Below are 15,272 nucleotides of genomic sequence, written 5' to 3'. Positions count from 1 at the left end.
ATAGTTGACCATCGTCGCCAGGAGGCGCGGAGGACCAGGCATGGATCTCGTCGTGCGCCAGGCGCGGATCTGGGGGCGGGACGGGCTCTGGGACGTCGCCGTGGCCGGCGGGCGCTACGCGGAGATCGCCGCCGTGGTCACGGCCCGGGGCGCCCGGGACGTCGAGGCGGGCGGCCGGCTCCTGGCGCCGGCCTTCGTCGATCCCCACATCCACCTCGACAAGGTGCTGGTGGCCGAGGACGTCCGCCCCAACCGCTCCGGGACGCTGCGCGAGGCCATCGAGATCCTCTGGGAGCGGAAGGCCGCCTACACGGTGGAGGAGATCGTCCGCCGGGCCGGGCCGGTCATCGAGTCGGCCGTCCTGACGGGGACCACGCGAATCCGCACGCACGTGGACGTGGACACGATCGGCAAGCTCCGGCCGCTGGAGGGCGTGGCGGCGGCGCGGGCCCGCTACCGGGACCTGGTGGACCTGGAGATCGTGGCGTTCCCCCAGGAAGGCGTCGTGCGGGACCCGGGGACCGCGGAGCTGCTCGAGCGGGCCGTGGAGGCGGGCGCCGATCTGGTCGGGGGTATGCCCCACAACGAGGCCTCCCCGGCCGACAGCCGCCGGCACGTCGAGATCTGCTTCGAGGTCGCGCTGCGCCACGACCGGGACATCGACATGCACGTCGACGAGACCGATGACCCGGCCTCACGGACGCTCGAGATCGTCGCCGACCTCACGCTCGCCAACGGGTACCAGGGGCGCGTGACCGCCGGGCACACCTGCGCGCTGGCCGCCTACCCCGACGACTACGCGCGCCGGGTCATCGAGAAGCTCGCGCGGGCCGGCGTCCACATGATCACCAACCCCGCCACCAACCTGATGCTCCAGGGACGCCTGGATCGCCAGCCCGTGCGGCGCGGGATCACCCGGGTCAAGGAGCTGCTGGAGGCCGGCGTCAACGTGGCGATGGGGCAGGACTGCGTGAAGGACACCTTCTACCCGTTCGGGCGCGCCGACATGCTGGAAGTGGCCTTGATCACGGCCCACGCCGCCCACCTCAGCCTCCCCCCCGAGGTCGAGACGGTCTTCGCCATGGGGACGACCCGGGCGGCGCGCGTCCTTCGCACCCCCGATTACGGCGTCGAGGTCGGCCACCGCGCAGACTTCGTGCTCCTGGACGCGCCCACGCCCGCCGAAGCGATCCGCCTTCAGGCCGCCCGCCGGCTCGTGGTCCGGCTGGGCCGGGTGGTTGCCGAGACGGCCGTCGAGCAGCGACTCCACCGCGACGGGCCGGCCGCCTTTGACGCCACCTCGGTCGGGCAGTAGAGTGGCGTCGCTATGAAGCCTGATCCGGCGGCCAAGGGGCGCCGCTGGCTCAGGCAAGCCGAGCACGATCTGGGCGACTCACCGAGGAGAGGGGCATGAAGACGAGCGCGTTCAAGGTCGGGATGCGGAGCCCGGAAGACGTCGCGGAGGCGGCCCGCCTCCTGGATCAGAACGCCTTTCGCGCCGACGATGTCGTCGCCATCCTCGGCAAGACCGAAGGCAACGGTGGGGTCAACGACTACACGCGGGGGCTGGCGACGCTGTGCTTCCAGCTCCTCCTGGCCCAGCGATCCGGAACGCCCCTCGAGAAGATCGCCAAGCGGGTCCCGATCATCTGGTCCGGCGGCACCGAGGGTCTGATGAGCCCGCATGCCACGATCTTCGTCCGGGAGCCGGATCAGGGGGCGCCCTCCGGCGAGAAGCGCTTCACGGTTGGAACCGCCTACACGCGGGACCTCCTCCCCGAGGAGTTCGGGACCCTGGTCCACGCCGAGGTGGCGGCCGAGGGCGTGCGGGCGGCCATCAAGGACGCCGGCATCGAGTCCGCCGAGGACATCCACTTCGTCCAGATCAAGACGGGCGCCTTGACCACCGAGCGGATTGCCGAGGCCCGGGGTCGCGGGCGGGACGTCGTCACCACCGATACCGGCAAGTCCATGGCCTACGGGCGCGGAGCCGCCGCCCTGGGCGTCGGGCTCGCCACCGGCGAGATCCCGCCGCCGCGCCTGAGTCCGGCGGTCATCCTCAAGGAGTTCGGCCTGGCCTCGGATGTCGCCTCCACCTCGTCCGGGGTGGAGCTGATGAACTGCGAGATCATCGCCATGGGGAACTCGCCGCGCGCGACCGGCGAGTTCGTGATCGCCCACGGGGTCATGCGCGACGCGCTGGACGTCCCGGCCATCCGCGACGCGCTGCGGAGAGTGGGCCTCCGGGTGGAGGGCGAGCTGGACGAGCGGGACCGGGCGCGGCTCGTCAACGTCTTCGTCAAGTGCGAGCCGGACCCCTCGGGTGCGACGCGGGGCCGCCGTCACGTCATGTTCGAGGACTCCGACGTGGGCTACACGCGCCACATCCGCGGCGCCGTCAACGCCGTGGTCGCCTCGGTGACCGGCGACCCGATGTGTTACGTGTCGGCCGGCGCCGAGCACCAGGGGCCCCCGGGCGGCGGGGTGATCGCGGTCCTCGCCCGCGTCTAGGCACCGTGGCCGAGACCCGTCGCAGCCCACGGTGGCCGGCGGCCAACGCGTCTGAATGGGTGCCCGGTACTTCGGAGCCGCCGTGCCCCGCCGCGAGGATCCCCGGCTGCTCACGGGCCGCGGCCAATACGTCGATGACCTCGCGCCCCGGGGCACGCCCACGTCGCCCCTGCTCCGCAGCCCCCCTGCCCATGCCCGGATCAGGCGGATCGATACCGAGGCCGCCCGCCGGCTCTCGGGCGTGCTGGCGGTCTTCGCCCACGCCGACCTCGGGGAGCACGCGCAGGTCCCGGCCCTCGAGGCCGAAGCCGCGCCGCCCCGGCTGGCCGCCCGGATCGCCTTCACGGTCCGGCACGCGAGCCCGGATCTGCTGTGCCGCGACCCTGATGAGGGCCTACGCGTTCCTCCGGGACACCCCGGCGCCCTCGGAGAGGGAGATCCGTGAGAAGCTGGCCGGGAACCTCTGCCGTTGCACCGGCTACGAGCACATCGTCACGGCCATTCGCGTTGCGGCGCGAGCCTGGCCGGCTCGGCCGAGGTGACGCCGCTAGGGATTGAGGAGGTAGCCCGAGATGCGGAAGAGTACTTCTGCAGACCCAGTCGTGTCACTGCGCAGGACCTGGGAATTGACTCTCGAGCCCGCGTTGGCGTAGAGCCGGACGAGATGGGTCCCCACGAACACGCGCTTGCCGAAGAACGTCCCCTGCGGCGTGAGTACGAGGCGGTGAAGAAGAAGTCCAGCGCCGCCAGAGGTTACAGAAATCATCGCGAGCATGTCTCCCGCCGGCGTCGACCCCTCGATCGTGATCGTTTCGATGACGAGCCGCTTGTTGGCGGGCACCGTGAATGAGCCGGCCCCCAAATGCCCGCCGCCCGCCAGGCTCACGGTGGTGCCCTTTTGAAATGGCTGGCCGGCGTCCGGGTCCTGGGGCTCCGGCGCGGCCGCCGCGAAGGCCGCTCGGCCGGCGCTCACGTCCGGGGCCACGATCGCCACGGTGGCGCACAAGATGATCGAGCCCAATGCCACGAGCAGATAGGCCTTCCACTGGCTGTTCATCGCCTCCTCCTTTCGCGATCGGTCTGGTTCGGGTCGGGGCGCTGGCGCGCCGGGGCGCGGCGGGCGGCCGCCGGTCAGGCCCGGCCGGGCTCGCTAGCGCGGCCGCGGGCTCCTGCGATCAGCTCGAGGATCCGCGTCGGGCTGAGCGGCATCTCGCGCACCCGGACGCCAAGGGGGGCGAGGGCGTCGTCGATGGCCTCGGCGACGAGCGCCGGCACCGGGATCGCCCCCGCCTCCCCGACCCCTTTCACGCCGAGCGGATTCAGTGGCGACGGCGTCTCGAGGTGCCGGATCTCGATCTCCGGCACCTCGGCCGCGGTGGGGATGAGAAAGTCCATGAAGCTGCCCGTCAGGAGCTGGCCGCTCTCGTCGTAGACGACCCGCTCGTAGAGGGCGCCGCCGATCCCCTGGGCGACGCCGCCGTGGATCTGCCCTTCCACGATCGTCGGGTTCACGACCGTGCCGCAGTCGTGCTGGACGACGTACCGGAGGAACGTGACCCGGCCGGTCTCGACATCCACCTCGACGATGGCGGCATGGCAGCCGCTGGCGAACGTCGCCTGGGGCGGCGCGTAGTAGCCGCGGGCCTCGAGCCCCGGCTCCTCGTCCTCCCCGAGAACGGCTCCCTGCCGCGGCTTGACCAGTCGCAGCGCCGCCTCCGCCGCCTCCTGGCCGTAGGCGTAGCGGATCGGATTGGCGACCGTGGCGAGCGCGCCCAGGGTGAGCCGGCGGCTCGGCAGCCCCTTCACTCGGACGGCGCCCTCGGCCAGCTCGAGGTCCTTCGGCGAGGCTTCGAGGAGGTCGGCGGCCAGATGTCGCGCCTTGTCCCGCACCTTGCCGGCGGCGATCCCGACGGCATTCCCCGCCGTCACCAGCGCGCGGCTTGCGAAGGTGCCGGCGCCCCAGTTGAAGCGGCTCGTGTCCCCGGTCACCACCGTGACGTCGGCCGGGTCGCAGCCCAGGGCCTCCGCCGCGATCTGGGCGAACGTGGTCTGGTGCCCCTGCCCCTGGGTCGTCAGCCCGGTCGCGACATAGACCTTGCCGCTCGGCTCGACGCGCACGTGGGCGCCCTCGTAGGGACCGATGCCGGTCCCCTCCACGTAGCACGCCACTCCGAGGCCCAGGTAGCGGCCGTCCGCGCGGGCGGCAGCCTGGCGCGCCCGGAAGTCACGAAAGCCGATCGCCTCGAGGGCCATCGCGAGGCCCGCCGGATAGTCGCCGCTGTCGTAGCGGGTGGGCCCGCCGTCCTGGAAGGTCAAGCCCACGTCCCACGGAAACTCGTCGGGCTGGATGAAGTTCCGCCGGCGCACCTCGGCCGGCTCGAGCCCGAGGGCCCGGGCGATCAGCCCGATCACCCGCTCCATCACGAACGCTCCGTGCGGGCGCCCGGCGCCCCGGTACGGAGTCACCATGACCTTGTTGGTGTAGACCACGTCGAACTCGACGTGGTAGTGACGCAGCCGGTAGGGACCGGGCAGCTGGGAGGCGGTGATGAGCGGCACGATGATGCCGTAGGGCGTATAGGCGCCGGCGTCGTGGAGGAAGCGGTCGCGCAGGCCGAGGATCCGGCCCACCTCGTCCACGGCGACCTCGACCTCGTGGACCTGGCCTCGCTCCTGGCTCGCGCTTCCGAGGTGCTCCAGGCGGTCCTCGATCCACTTCACCGGCCGACCGAGCCGGATGGCGGCGTACGGGACCAGGATCTCCTCCGGGTAGAAGAGCATGATCTTCGTGCCGAAGCCGCCACCGACGTCCGGCGCGATCACCTCGACCTTGAACTCCGGCAGCCCGAAGATCCGCGCCAGCCCGTTCTTGAGGGGGAGCGGCGCCTGCGTCGAGATCCACGCGCGAAGGCTCCCCGCCCGGGGATCGTATTCGGCGACCACGCCCCGGGTCTCGATCGGGCTCCCGGCGCTCCGCTCGATGGAGAGCCGCTCGCGGAGGACGCGCGCAGCCCCCGCGAAGGCGGCATCCGGATCGCCGACTTGCTGGACGACGCGCGCCGCGCGGTTCCCGGGGACGTCGGCGTGCACCGGCGGGCTCCCCTCCACCAGCGCGGCCTCGACGTCCGTCACGGCCGGAAGAGGCTCGTACTCGACCTCGATCAGCTCCAGGGCGTCTTCCGCCACGTAGCGGTCATCGGCAACGACGAAGGCGACCGGCTCGCCCGCGTAGCGGACCTCGTCCACCGCCAGCGGGGTCGGCGTCCGCGGGTGCGTCAGGCCCGGATGCGGGATCAGAAGAGGTGTCGGCTGGTTGAGCGGGCCGAGGTCGGCGGCGGTGAGGACCAGGTGGACGCCGGGAAGGGCCCGGGCGCGCCCGGCGTCGATGGAGACGACGCGCGCCCGGCCGTGCGGACTCCGGAGCACGGCGGCCTGGAGCAGCCCGGCCGGGTTCAGGTCGGCCACGAAGCAGCCGAGGCCCCGGAGCAGGCGTGGGTCCTCGTTGCGGAGGATCCGCGCCCCGATGAGCCGCGTGGTCATGTCCGGCTGGCCGCGGCCCCGAGGAGCTCGCTCGCCCGGCGGACGGCCCGCACGACGTTCTGATAGCCGGTGCAGCGGCAGAGGCTGCCGGCGAGCCCCTGCCGGATCTCCGCGTCGCTCGGTCGCGGCGTGTCGCGGAGCAGGGCGACGGCGGTCAGGAGGAGGCCCGGCGTGCAGAAGCCGCACTGGAGACCGTGCTCCTGCCGGAACGCCTCCTGGACCGGATGCAGCCGCGCCCCGTCCGGCGCCAGGCCCTCGACCGTCGTGATGGTGGCCCCGTCCGCCTGGACGGCGAGCATGAGGCAGGCCCGGACCGGCTCGCCGTCGAGCAGCACCGTGCACGCGCCGCAGACGCCGTGCTCGCACCCGACGTGGGTGCCGGTCAGCCCCAGCCGGTCGCGCAGGAAGTCTGTGAGCAGCCAGCGGGGCGCCACCGCCTCCGCACAATCACGGCCGTTCACCCGCAGGCGGACCAGGATGGGCGCCGGGGTCCCCCCGGTCATGGCGGGCCGAGTGCCGGGTCGAGCCGCCGCGCCTCGACCGCGGCCGCCGGCGTCGGCCCGGCGAAGGTCCGCCGGGCCCGACGCCAGTAGAGAGCGAGTCCCGCTGCGAGCAGGAGCATCGTCCACAGGACCAGCTCGTTCGGCGGAAGGCTGAAGACGACGGCGATCAGGACGACCCAGCCGATCGCCACCGCGTTCACCGCGGGTCCCCAGCGCCCGAGGCTCCAGGGGGCGGTCGCCGGCGTCGTGAACTCCCCCGCCCGGCGCCGCTTGTTTCGCAGGTTCAGGAAGATCGGGATCACGTAGGCCAGATAGAGCGTGATCGTGCTGATCGAGGTCACGACGAAGTAGGCCGCCGCGTACAGGCAGATCAGCACCGACAGCCCACTGGTGACGACGATGGCCCACACGGGGGTGCGGTGGCGGGGGCTCACCCGCTTGAGCCAGGCCGAGCCGGGCATGCCGTCGTCCCGCGCGAAGGCGTACCACATCCGCGCCATCGAGGTGATCGACGCCAGGCCGCACAGCCACATGGCGCCGCCGATGATGATGGCGAGCAGGTCGGCCAGGGCGCCCGGCAGGTTCTGGTAGGCGATGTAGAGCACCGGATAGGCGTCGTTGGCGGTGGTGGCGATGTCGCCCCGGGGGATCGACCAGGTGAGGATCAGGAGCATCACGTACCCCACGACGGCCGACACGGCCACCGACAGGAACACACCCCAGGCGGAGTTGCGTCGGGCCATGATGGTCTCCTCGGCGACGTGGGCCGAGGCGTCGTACCCCGTGTAGGTCCACTGCGCCTGCAGCAGCGCCAGCACGAAGACCAGGCCGAACGGGGCCGCCCGGTAGAGGTCGGCCAGCCCCGGGATCATCGCGAACAGGGGCGATGGCACCTTGAAGTCGCCGACGACGAGCGCCGGCTCCGGCACCCCGCGGCCCAGATCCGCCGACGAGGCTTCCAGCGGGTTGACCGTGGTGACCGCCTGGAGCAGGAAGCCCGGGCTGGCGTGGTGGTGGCCGAAGACGATCAGCAGCCCCGCCATCACGAGGACCCCGCCGACGTGCCACCACACGCTGACGTCGCTGAGTCGGGCCGCGAGCCGGATCCCGAAGACGTTGATCAGGACCTGGGGGACCATGATCAGCACCATGACGAACACCTGGAAGTACCAGTTCGTCGGCGACCCGAACAGCGGCACCGGCGCGCTCGCCGGGAGGCCGAGGATGCGGCTGGCCGCGCCGATCAGGTAGATCGCGGCCGCCACGTTGATGCCGGCCGTGATGGTGACCTGCCCGACCATGTTGAGCCACGCGGTGACCCAGGCCCAGGTCCGCCCGCCGAGGCGGAACGCCCAGAAGTAGAGTCCCCCGGCCGTCGGATACGCCGAGGCCAGCTCAGCCATGGAGGCGGCGACGCAGAGGGTGAAGGCGCTGACCAGCGGCCAGCCGACGGAGTTCACGATCGGCCCCGAGAACTTGAGCCCGTAGCCGAACAGGAGGACCGCTCCGGTGAGGATGGAGATGATCGAGAAGGAGATCGCGAAGTTGGAGAAGCCCCCCATCTCGCGGAAGAGCTGCTGGGCGTAGCCGAGCCGGCGGAGGTCGGCGACGTCCTGGCGGATCAGCTCCTCGCGCAGGGGGGCCGGCACCAGATCCTCGGTCGCCTAGCCGAGCCGCTCGCGCTCGGCGATCCCGAACCGCTCGGGCTTCACCGCGAGGAAGAGCAGGTTCAGCAGGATGCCGGCGATGGCGGAGAAGACGATGGCCGGGATGCCGTTCGGGAAGACCACCGGGATGGCGAACGGGAACAGGCCGTCCTTCAGGGCGAGGTTGCCGCCGATGCCGCAGACCAGGATGATGGCCCCGACGGCCAGGTGGCGCGGCTCGAACAGGTTGACCCGCTCGGACTGGATGAGCGCCACGCCTTGCATCCCGATGACCCCGAAGAGGTAGATCGACAGCCCGCCGGTGACGGCCACCGGGATCGTGTTCACCAGCGCGGCGAGCTTGCCGACGAATCCCAGCACGATGGCGATCGCTCCGGCCGTCATCAGAACCGGCACCGAGTAGCAGCGGGTGATGGCCATGAGACTGTTGTTCTCGCCGTAGTTCGTACCGGCGCAGCCGCCGAACAGCCCGGCCACCACGTCGTCGGCCCCGTCGGCGACCAGGTTCAGGCCGATCAGGCGCTTGATGGTCAGGGGCTTTCGGCCCAGCTCCTTCGCGAGCTGGTCGATGTAGAGGCTCATCTGGTAGAGGTGCGCGGTGCTCTCGGGGATGGTGGCGATGGCGATCAGCGCGATGCTCACCAGGGCGGCCCAGGCCCGCGGATCACCGAAGGCCGGGAGCGTCACGCTGGGGAACCTCAGCCAGGCAGCGTCGGCGACCAGCCCGAACTTCACCAGGCCGAGCGGAATGGACAGGAGGTATCCGAGGATGGCGCCGAAGAGCATGGGGAGCATGCCCAGCACGCCCGCGTTCTGCAGGTACACCGAGAAGCAGACGGTGGCGATGAGGGTGACGAACGCGATCAGCCAGTTGGCGCTGGCCATGCCCAGCGCCGCCCCGGCCAGCGCGATCCCGATCACGATGGCGACGCTGCCGGTGATGACGGGAGGCAGGACCTTGTCCAGCCCTTCCTTGCCGATCCGGATGATGAGGAGCCCGACCAGGATCTCGACGAGCGCGGTGCCCAGAATGCCGACCTGGACCAGCCGCACGCCCTCGGGACAGTAGACCGCCGCCGGGCTCGAGAAGCAGTCCTTGGCGTACAGGGTCATCGTGGTCACGACGACGGTGATGTAGCTGAAGCTCGATCCGTAGTACATCGGGATCTGGCGCCGGGAGACGAGCAGCGCGATGACCGTCCCCAGGCCGCTGGTCAGGATGGTCACCCCAACGTCGAACTTGGTGAGGATCGCCACCAGGACGGTGGCGGGAAACATCGTGAGGACCTGCTGGAACCCGAGACTGAGCATCGCGCCGAGCGGCGGGGCGTCCTCCGGCATGTAGCCGAAGACCTTCCCCTCCCGGGCGGAACCGGTCGCGACGGCGGGCGTTGCCACGTGTAGCCTCCTTGTCCGGGACGGGAGAACACACGGCCCTTCGCCGTTCTCTCGAACCCTGCCAGACGGCGCGCCAAGGGTAGCCTTCGGGATGGCCGGGGTCAAGGCCGCGAGACCTGGCGAGTCGTTGAGACGCCCTCCCGCGCGCGTTACAATGACGCCTGTCACCGATGGATCCCGTTCTGAGTCGCTTCCACCCGGCCGTCCGTGCCTGGTTCAGCCGCCGCTTCGCGGGCCCGACCGAGCCCCAGCGCCTGGGCTGGCCGGCCATCGCGGCAGGCCAGCACACCCTCATCACGGCGCCAACCGGCTCCGGGAAGACGCTGGCGGCCTTCCTCTGGACGCTGGACACGCTGGTCCAGGAGTCCGCGGCCGGGACCCTGACCGACCAGATCCACGTGCTCTACGTCTCCCCGCTCAAGGCGCTCAACAACGACATCCACCGGAATCTGGCCGAGCCGCTGGCCGGCATCCGGGAGGCCGCGGGCGATCTCGGGCTCGACCTCCCCGAGCTGCGGGCGGCGGTGCGAACCGGGGACACGCCGGCGCCGGAGCGCGCGGCCATGGGCCGCCGGCCGCCCCACATCCTGATCACCACGCCGGAGTCGCTCTTCATCCTGCTCGCCGCCGAGCGGATGCGGGCGGCGCTGCGAGCGGTCCGTTACCTCATCGTCGACGAGATCCACGCGGTGGCCGGCCAGAAGCGCGGTGTCCACCTGGCGGTGACCCTCGAGCGCCTCCAGGCGCTGGCCGGGCAGCCCCCCGTGCGCATCGGGCTGTCGGCCACCGTCGAGCCGCTGGACGAGGTCGCCGCCCTCCTGACCGGATGCCAGACGCCCGGCGGACCGCCCCGGCCCTGCCGCGTCGTGGAGGTCGGGCGGCGCCGCCCGCTCGACCTCGCCGTGGTGGCGCCGACCTCCGATCTCGGCGCGGTCGCGACCAACGCCGTCTGGGACGCCACCTACGAGCGGCTGGCCGCCTTGATCCGGGAGCACCGGACGACGCTGGTCTTCGCCAACAGCCGGCGGCTGGCCGAGCGCCTCGCCGTCCGCCTCACCGAGCGCTTGGGACCCGACGTGGTCGCGGCTCACCACGGCTCGCTGTCGCGGCGCCAGCGCCAGCAGGCCGAGGCTCGCCTCAAGGCGGGCGAGGTCCGCGCCATCGTCGCGACCGGCTCGCTGGAGCTCGGGATCGACGTGGGCGCCATCGAGTGCGTCTGCCAGATCGAGTCGCCCCGCGTCGTCGCGACCGCCATCCAGCGGGTCGGCCGCTCCGGGCACTGGCTCGGCGCCACGCCGAAGGGGCGGCTCTTCGCGCTGACCCGCGACGATCTCCTCGAGCTCGGCGCCCTCGTGCGAGCCATCCGCACCGGCCGGCTCGATCGGATCGAGGTGCCCCGGGCGCCGCTCGACGTCCTGGCCCAGCAGCTGGTGGCCATCACGGCCGACACGGAGTGGGAGGCCGACCGGCTCTTCGACCTGGTTCGAACGGCCATGCCCTACCGCGACCTCTCGCGAGCCGACTTCGAGCGGGTCCTGCACATGGCGGCCGAGCGGCTCCCGACCGAGCCGAAGGGCGCGGGGCCGCGTCTTTACTGGGACCGGGTCCGGGGCCGCGTCCGCGGGCGGCGCGGCGCCCGGCTGGCGGTGGTCACCTCGGGGGGCACGATCCCGGACACCACCGATTACGACGTGATCCTCGAGCCCGAGGGCATCGTGCTCGGGCAGGTCAACGAGGACTTCGCCCAGGAGTCGATGAAGGGCGACATCTTCACGCTGGGGAACGCCCCCTGGCGAATCGTGCGCGTCCAGCGTGGCCGGATGGTCGTCGAATCGGCCGCGGGGCTGCCGCCGACGATCCCCTTCTGGCACGGCGAGGCCCCGGGCCGCACGGCCGAGCTCTCCGTCGAAGTGGCCCGGCTCCGCGCCGACCTCGCCGCGCGCCGCGATGAGGCCGAGGGAACCGTCCGGTGGCTCGTCGAGCAGTCCGCGCTCGAGCCCGACGCGGCCCGCCAGGCCGTCGAGTTCGTGGCGCGCCAGCAGGCGGCGGTCGGGGTCGTGCCCACGGACGTCGAGCTGCTCGCCGAGCGGTTCTTCGACAGCCTCGGTGGGACACAGGTCGTCCTGCACGCGCCCTACGGTATGCGCGTCAATCGAGCCTGGGGGCTCGCGCTCGCCAAGCGGGTCTGCCGGTCCTTCAACTTCGAGATCCAATCGGCCGCGACGGATGACGCGATCCTGCTCTCCTTCGGGCCGCGTCACGCGTTCCCGCTCGAGACGATCTGGTCGTACCTCTCGCCCGCCACGGTGCGGGAGACACTCGTCCAGGCGGTCCTGGCGGCACCCCTGTTCGAGGCGCGCTTCCGCCAGGCCGCCATCCGCGCCCTCGTGCTCCTCCGTCATGCCGGCGGCCGCCGCGTCCCCGCCTACCTCCAGCGTCTCCGGGCGACCGACCTCCTCGCCGCGTGCTTCCCCGAGCAGCAGATGTGCCTCGACAACCGCGCGCAGGACCTCGACTTGGCGGTTCCGGACCACCCCCTGGTGCAAGAGGCCCTGCGCGAGTGCCTGGAAGACGCCCTCGACGTGCGGCGGCTCGAGGCCGTGCTCGAAGGCATCCGGCTCGGCACGATCCGGACGGCCGCCCGCGAGGTCCCGGTCCCCTCGCCCTTCGCCCACAAGATCCTCGCCGCCTGGGACTACGCCTTCCTCGACGACGCCCCGCGCGAGGAGCGACGAAGCCGCACGGTGCAAACCCACCGCGGCCTCCTCCAGGACGTCGCCACCGGCGATCAGCTGGCGGGGGTCCTCGACCCCGAGGCGATCGCGCGCGTGGCCGAGGAGGTGGGCGGCCGCGCGCCCGAGAGCCAGGCCCGCGACGCCGACGAGCTCGTCGAGGCGCTGAAGGATGCCGGCCCGCAGACGGAAGCCGAGCTGGGGTTCCGCATCGCCGAAGGAAACCCCGCGCCGTTCCTGGCGCGGCTCCTGGCCGAGGGCCGAGCCGTTCGGGCCTCGCGCGGTAGCGGTCCGCCGGTCTGGATGGCGGTCGAGACCCTGCCGCTCTGCCGCGCCGCCTACCCCGCGCTCGCGGAGGAGTCTCCGGCGACCGTTCCGCCGGCCCTGGCGGGAACCGCCTGGGACGAGGAGGCCGCGCGCCGCGAGCTCTGCCGGCGGCGGCTCCGCCACGCGGGACCCGTGGGGCTCCACGATCTGGCCCTCGCCCTCGCCCTTCCGGAGTCGGCCGTGGCGCAGGCCCTGGCGAGCCTCGAGGCGGAGGGCGTGGTCTTCCGGGGCCGGTACGATCCAAGGGGAACCGCCGAGCAGTGGTGCGAGCGGACCGTGCTCGAGCGGATCCACCGGCGGACGCTCACGCGCCTCCGGGCCGAGATCGAGCCGGTCGGTCCCGCCGAGTTCACCGACTTCCTCTGCCGCTGGCAGCGCGTGGGGTCGGACGCCCGCCTGCACGGCGTCGCCGGGGTCCGCGAGGTGCTCGCCCAGCTCCAGGGACTCGAGCGTCCGGCGGTCGCCTGGGAGCGCGACATCCTCGCGCTCCGCGTCGCCGATTATCGCCCGGAGCTCCTGGACCAGCTCACGCTCTCCGGTACGTTCATGTGGGGGCGAGTCGGCCCCGCGGCCGAGCCGCGCGAGCCCGCCGGCGTCCGGCCCGGGGGCCCGCCGCCGGTGGCGTTCCTGAGCCGCGCCGACCTCGGCTGGCTGCGGGCGGCCGGCGAGACGCTCACGAGCCCGGAAGGTCTGGGGGGCTCGGCCCGGGCGGCGCTGGGGGCGCTCGAGAGCCGGGGCGCCCTGTTCGTGGACGAGCTCGCCCGTCTGCTCCGGCTCGAGCCCCCCGACGTCCTGGCCGCGCTGTGGGAGCTGGCGCGGGCCGGGCTCGTCACCAGCGACGGCTTCCACGCGGTGCGACTCCTCGGCTCGCTGGAGGGACGCCAGGGATTGCGGCACGCCCGGTCGGAGAGCCCCAGCACCCGCTCGGCACTGCGCCTGCGCGTGCGTCTCCGCACGCTTCCCGGCCGGTGGTCCCTCCTGCCGCCCGGCGACGTCGACCCCGAGACGCGGGCCCAGGCCTGGGCAGAGCTGCTCCTGGCGCGCTACGGGATCGTCTTCCGGGAGCTGGCCCACGCGGAAGATGGTGCTCCGCCCTGGCGCGAGCTGGCCCCGGTGTACCGGCGGCGGGAATTCGCGGGGACGGTCCGGCGCGGCCTCTTCGTCCAGCCCGGGTCGGGCGAGCAGTACGCGATGCCCCACGCGGTGGAGCACCTCCGCGAGGTCCGCCAGCGGCCGGGCACCGCCTGGCTCGTCCTGTCCGCGGTGGACCCGGCGCTCGGCTTCGGGAGTGCCTTTCCCGAGCCGCGACTCATCCGGCATCCGGCCCATCTCGTCGTCCTCCGCGCCGGGCGGCCGCTGCTCGGTCTCGAGGGGACGCACCTCTGGGCGGCGCCGGACCTCGCGACCGAGACGCGAGCCGAGGCCCTCGCGGCGCTCATCGCCGAGCGGCGCGGGCGGCGGCTCACGGTGGAGACCTGGCACGACACGCCCATCCTGGCCTGTCCCTGGCTCGCGCTCCTGGGCGACCTCGGCTTCCACGGGGACGGCGACCGGCTGACCTTCGACGGCTATCCCGGGCCGCGCCCGCGCCCCCGCGGGTCGGCCTGAGATCTTGTTCGCAGGCCTCAACACGACTCGCGCAAGGCGGTCGATGCGGGGGGAGGACTCCGCCCTGCGCGGGATCGGCGGCTTCGCGCTCATCGCCCTCGCCGCCGTGACGTGGGGGACGACGGGCGCGACGATGAAGCTCGTCGCTCGCGACTCGCCCATGTCCCCGCTGCTCGTCGGCTTCTTCCGCGTCGCCATCGCCGCGCCGTGCCTCTTCCTGGCCGCCCGCGCGTCGAGTGGATCGATCCGGGTCGGCGAGACGGGCGACCGCTGGCGGCTCCTGGTGGCGGGGCTCGCGATGGGCAGCTATCAGGTCTGCTACTTCTGGGGCGTGGCGAAGACGTCGGTCGCGGTGGGAGCGCTCATCGCCATCTGCAGCGCCCCTCTCATGATGATCATGCTCGCCGCCATGATCCTGGGGGAGCACGTGACGCCCGTCACCTGGGCGGCCCTCGCGGCCGGCGTCACCGGCGCCGCGCTCCTCACCATCGGCCCCCACGGACTCGGCGCTCTGCCGCCCGGGTTCGTCGCGGGCGTCTTCCTGGCTCTCGGCGCCGGCGTCTCCTACGCCCTGTACGCCGTCCTCGTCAAGGACGTGGTGGGGCGCGTGCCCCCGCTGGCGATCGCCGCCCTGACGTTCGGGGTAGCCGCCCTGTCGCTTGCCCCTGCCCTCGTGGCCGAGCGGATCGTGGCGAGCCCGAGGACTTGGCTGCTGCTCGCCTACCTCGGCGTGGTGCCGACGGCCCTCGCCTACATGCTCTACGTCATCGGGCTCCGCACGACACCCGTCGCCGTCTCTGGCATCCTGACGCTCGTCGAACCTTTGACGGCCACGCTCCTGGGCGTGGCCGTCTTCGGTGACCGGCTGGGAGGGTTCGGCGCCCTCGGCGCAGGGCTCCTGCTCGGCGCCGTCGTGATCCTGGCCGAGCGCCAGCGCCGCGCCGCCGTGTGATCGGCCCGCGACGCGAGAACGGCGCGGTCAGGCC

Annotated in this window: 11 protein-coding genes; 6 read left to right on the top strand and 5 right to left on the bottom strand. The window is 72.6% G+C overall.

The window, feature by feature from the left end:
* Window positions 1-40: 40 nt before the first annotated feature.
* The 4 genes from VGW35_25880 to VGW35_25865 all read left to right on the top strand — a co-directional run bounded on the left by VGW35_25880 (window position 41) and on the right by VGW35_25865 (window position 3,053).
* A complete protein-coding gene (locus tag VGW35_25880) occupies window positions 41-1,315 on the top strand; it encodes an amidohydrolase family protein (GenBank protein ID HEV8311107.1) in 1,275 nt (424 codons plus the stop codon).
* A gap of 95 nt (window positions 1,316-1,410) precedes the next feature.
* Window positions 1,411-2,511 (top strand): ring-opening amidohydrolase, encoded by a 1,101-nt coding sequence (locus VGW35_25875; GenBank protein HEV8311106.1) that lies wholly within the window; start codon window positions 1,411-1,413, stop codon window positions 2,509-2,511.
* Between the two features lie 82 nt (window positions 2,512-2,593).
* A complete protein-coding gene (locus VGW35_25870) occupies window positions 2,594-2,956 on the top strand; it encodes a hypothetical protein (protein HEV8311105.1) in 363 nt (120 codons plus the stop codon).
* On the top strand, window positions 2,898-3,053 hold the full coding sequence (locus VGW35_25865) for a 2Fe-2S iron-sulfur cluster-binding protein (GenBank protein HEV8311104.1): 156 nt from the start codon (window positions 2,898-2,900) through the stop codon (window positions 3,051-3,053). Before VGW35_25870 ends, VGW35_25865 begins: the two co-directional genes overlap by 59 nt.
* Before the next feature lie 5 nt (window positions 3,054-3,058).
* On the opposite strand, the gene VGW35_25860 is transcribed toward VGW35_25865, so the two are convergent.
* The 5 genes from VGW35_25860 to VGW35_25840 all read right to left on the bottom strand — a co-directional run bounded on the left by VGW35_25860 (window position 3,059) and on the right by VGW35_25840 (window position 9,619).
* A complete protein-coding gene (locus tag VGW35_25860; protein HEV8311103.1) occupies window positions 3,059-3,568 on the bottom strand; it encodes a hypothetical protein in 510 nt (169 codons plus the stop codon).
* Window positions 3,569-3,642: 74 nt separating this feature from the next.
* Window positions 3,643-6,051: an aerobic carbon-monoxide dehydrogenase large subunit gene (cutA, locus tag VGW35_25855; protein HEV8311102.1), complete on the bottom strand. Its 2,409-nt coding sequence runs from the start codon at window positions 6,049-6,051 to the stop codon at window positions 3,643-3,645.
* Window positions 6,048-6,554, bottom strand: a complete 507-nt coding sequence (locus tag VGW35_25850) for a (2Fe-2S)-binding protein (protein HEV8311101.1) — start codon at window positions 6,552-6,554, stop codon at window positions 6,048-6,050. Before VGW35_25850 ends, cutA begins: the two co-directional genes overlap by 4 nt.
* Complete coding sequence (locus VGW35_25845; protein HEV8311100.1) at window positions 6,551-8,203, bottom strand: amino acid permease; 1,653 nt, start codon at window positions 8,201-8,203, stop codon at window positions 6,551-6,553. The genes VGW35_25850 and VGW35_25845 overlap by 4 nt, the downstream gene beginning before the upstream one ends.
* Window positions 8,204-8,218: 15 nt before the next feature.
* A complete protein-coding gene (locus VGW35_25840) occupies window positions 8,219-9,619 on the bottom strand; it encodes a solute carrier family 23 protein (protein HEV8311099.1) in 1,401 nt (466 codons plus the stop codon).
* A 170-nt stretch (window positions 9,620-9,789) separates the two neighbouring features.
* Between VGW35_25840 and VGW35_25835 the strand changes: the two genes are divergently transcribed.
* Window positions 9,790-14,286: a DEAD/DEAH box helicase gene (locus VGW35_25835; protein ID HEV8311098.1), complete on the top strand. Its 4,497-nt coding sequence runs from the start codon at window positions 9,790-9,792 to the stop codon at window positions 14,284-14,286.
* Between the two features lie 43 nt (window positions 14,287-14,329).
* Window positions 14,330-15,238, top strand: a complete 909-nt coding sequence (locus VGW35_25830) for an EamA family transporter (GenBank protein HEV8311097.1) — start codon at window positions 14,330-14,332, stop codon at window positions 15,236-15,238.
* Window positions 15,239-15,272: the final 34 nt, after the last annotated feature.

Source organism: Candidatus Methylomirabilota bacterium (genome assembly GCA_036005065.1).
GTDB lineage: Bacteria > Methylomirabilota > Methylomirabilia > Rokubacteriales > DASRDR01 > DASYQW01.
This window is presented reverse-complemented; position numbering and strand designations above follow the sequence as displayed.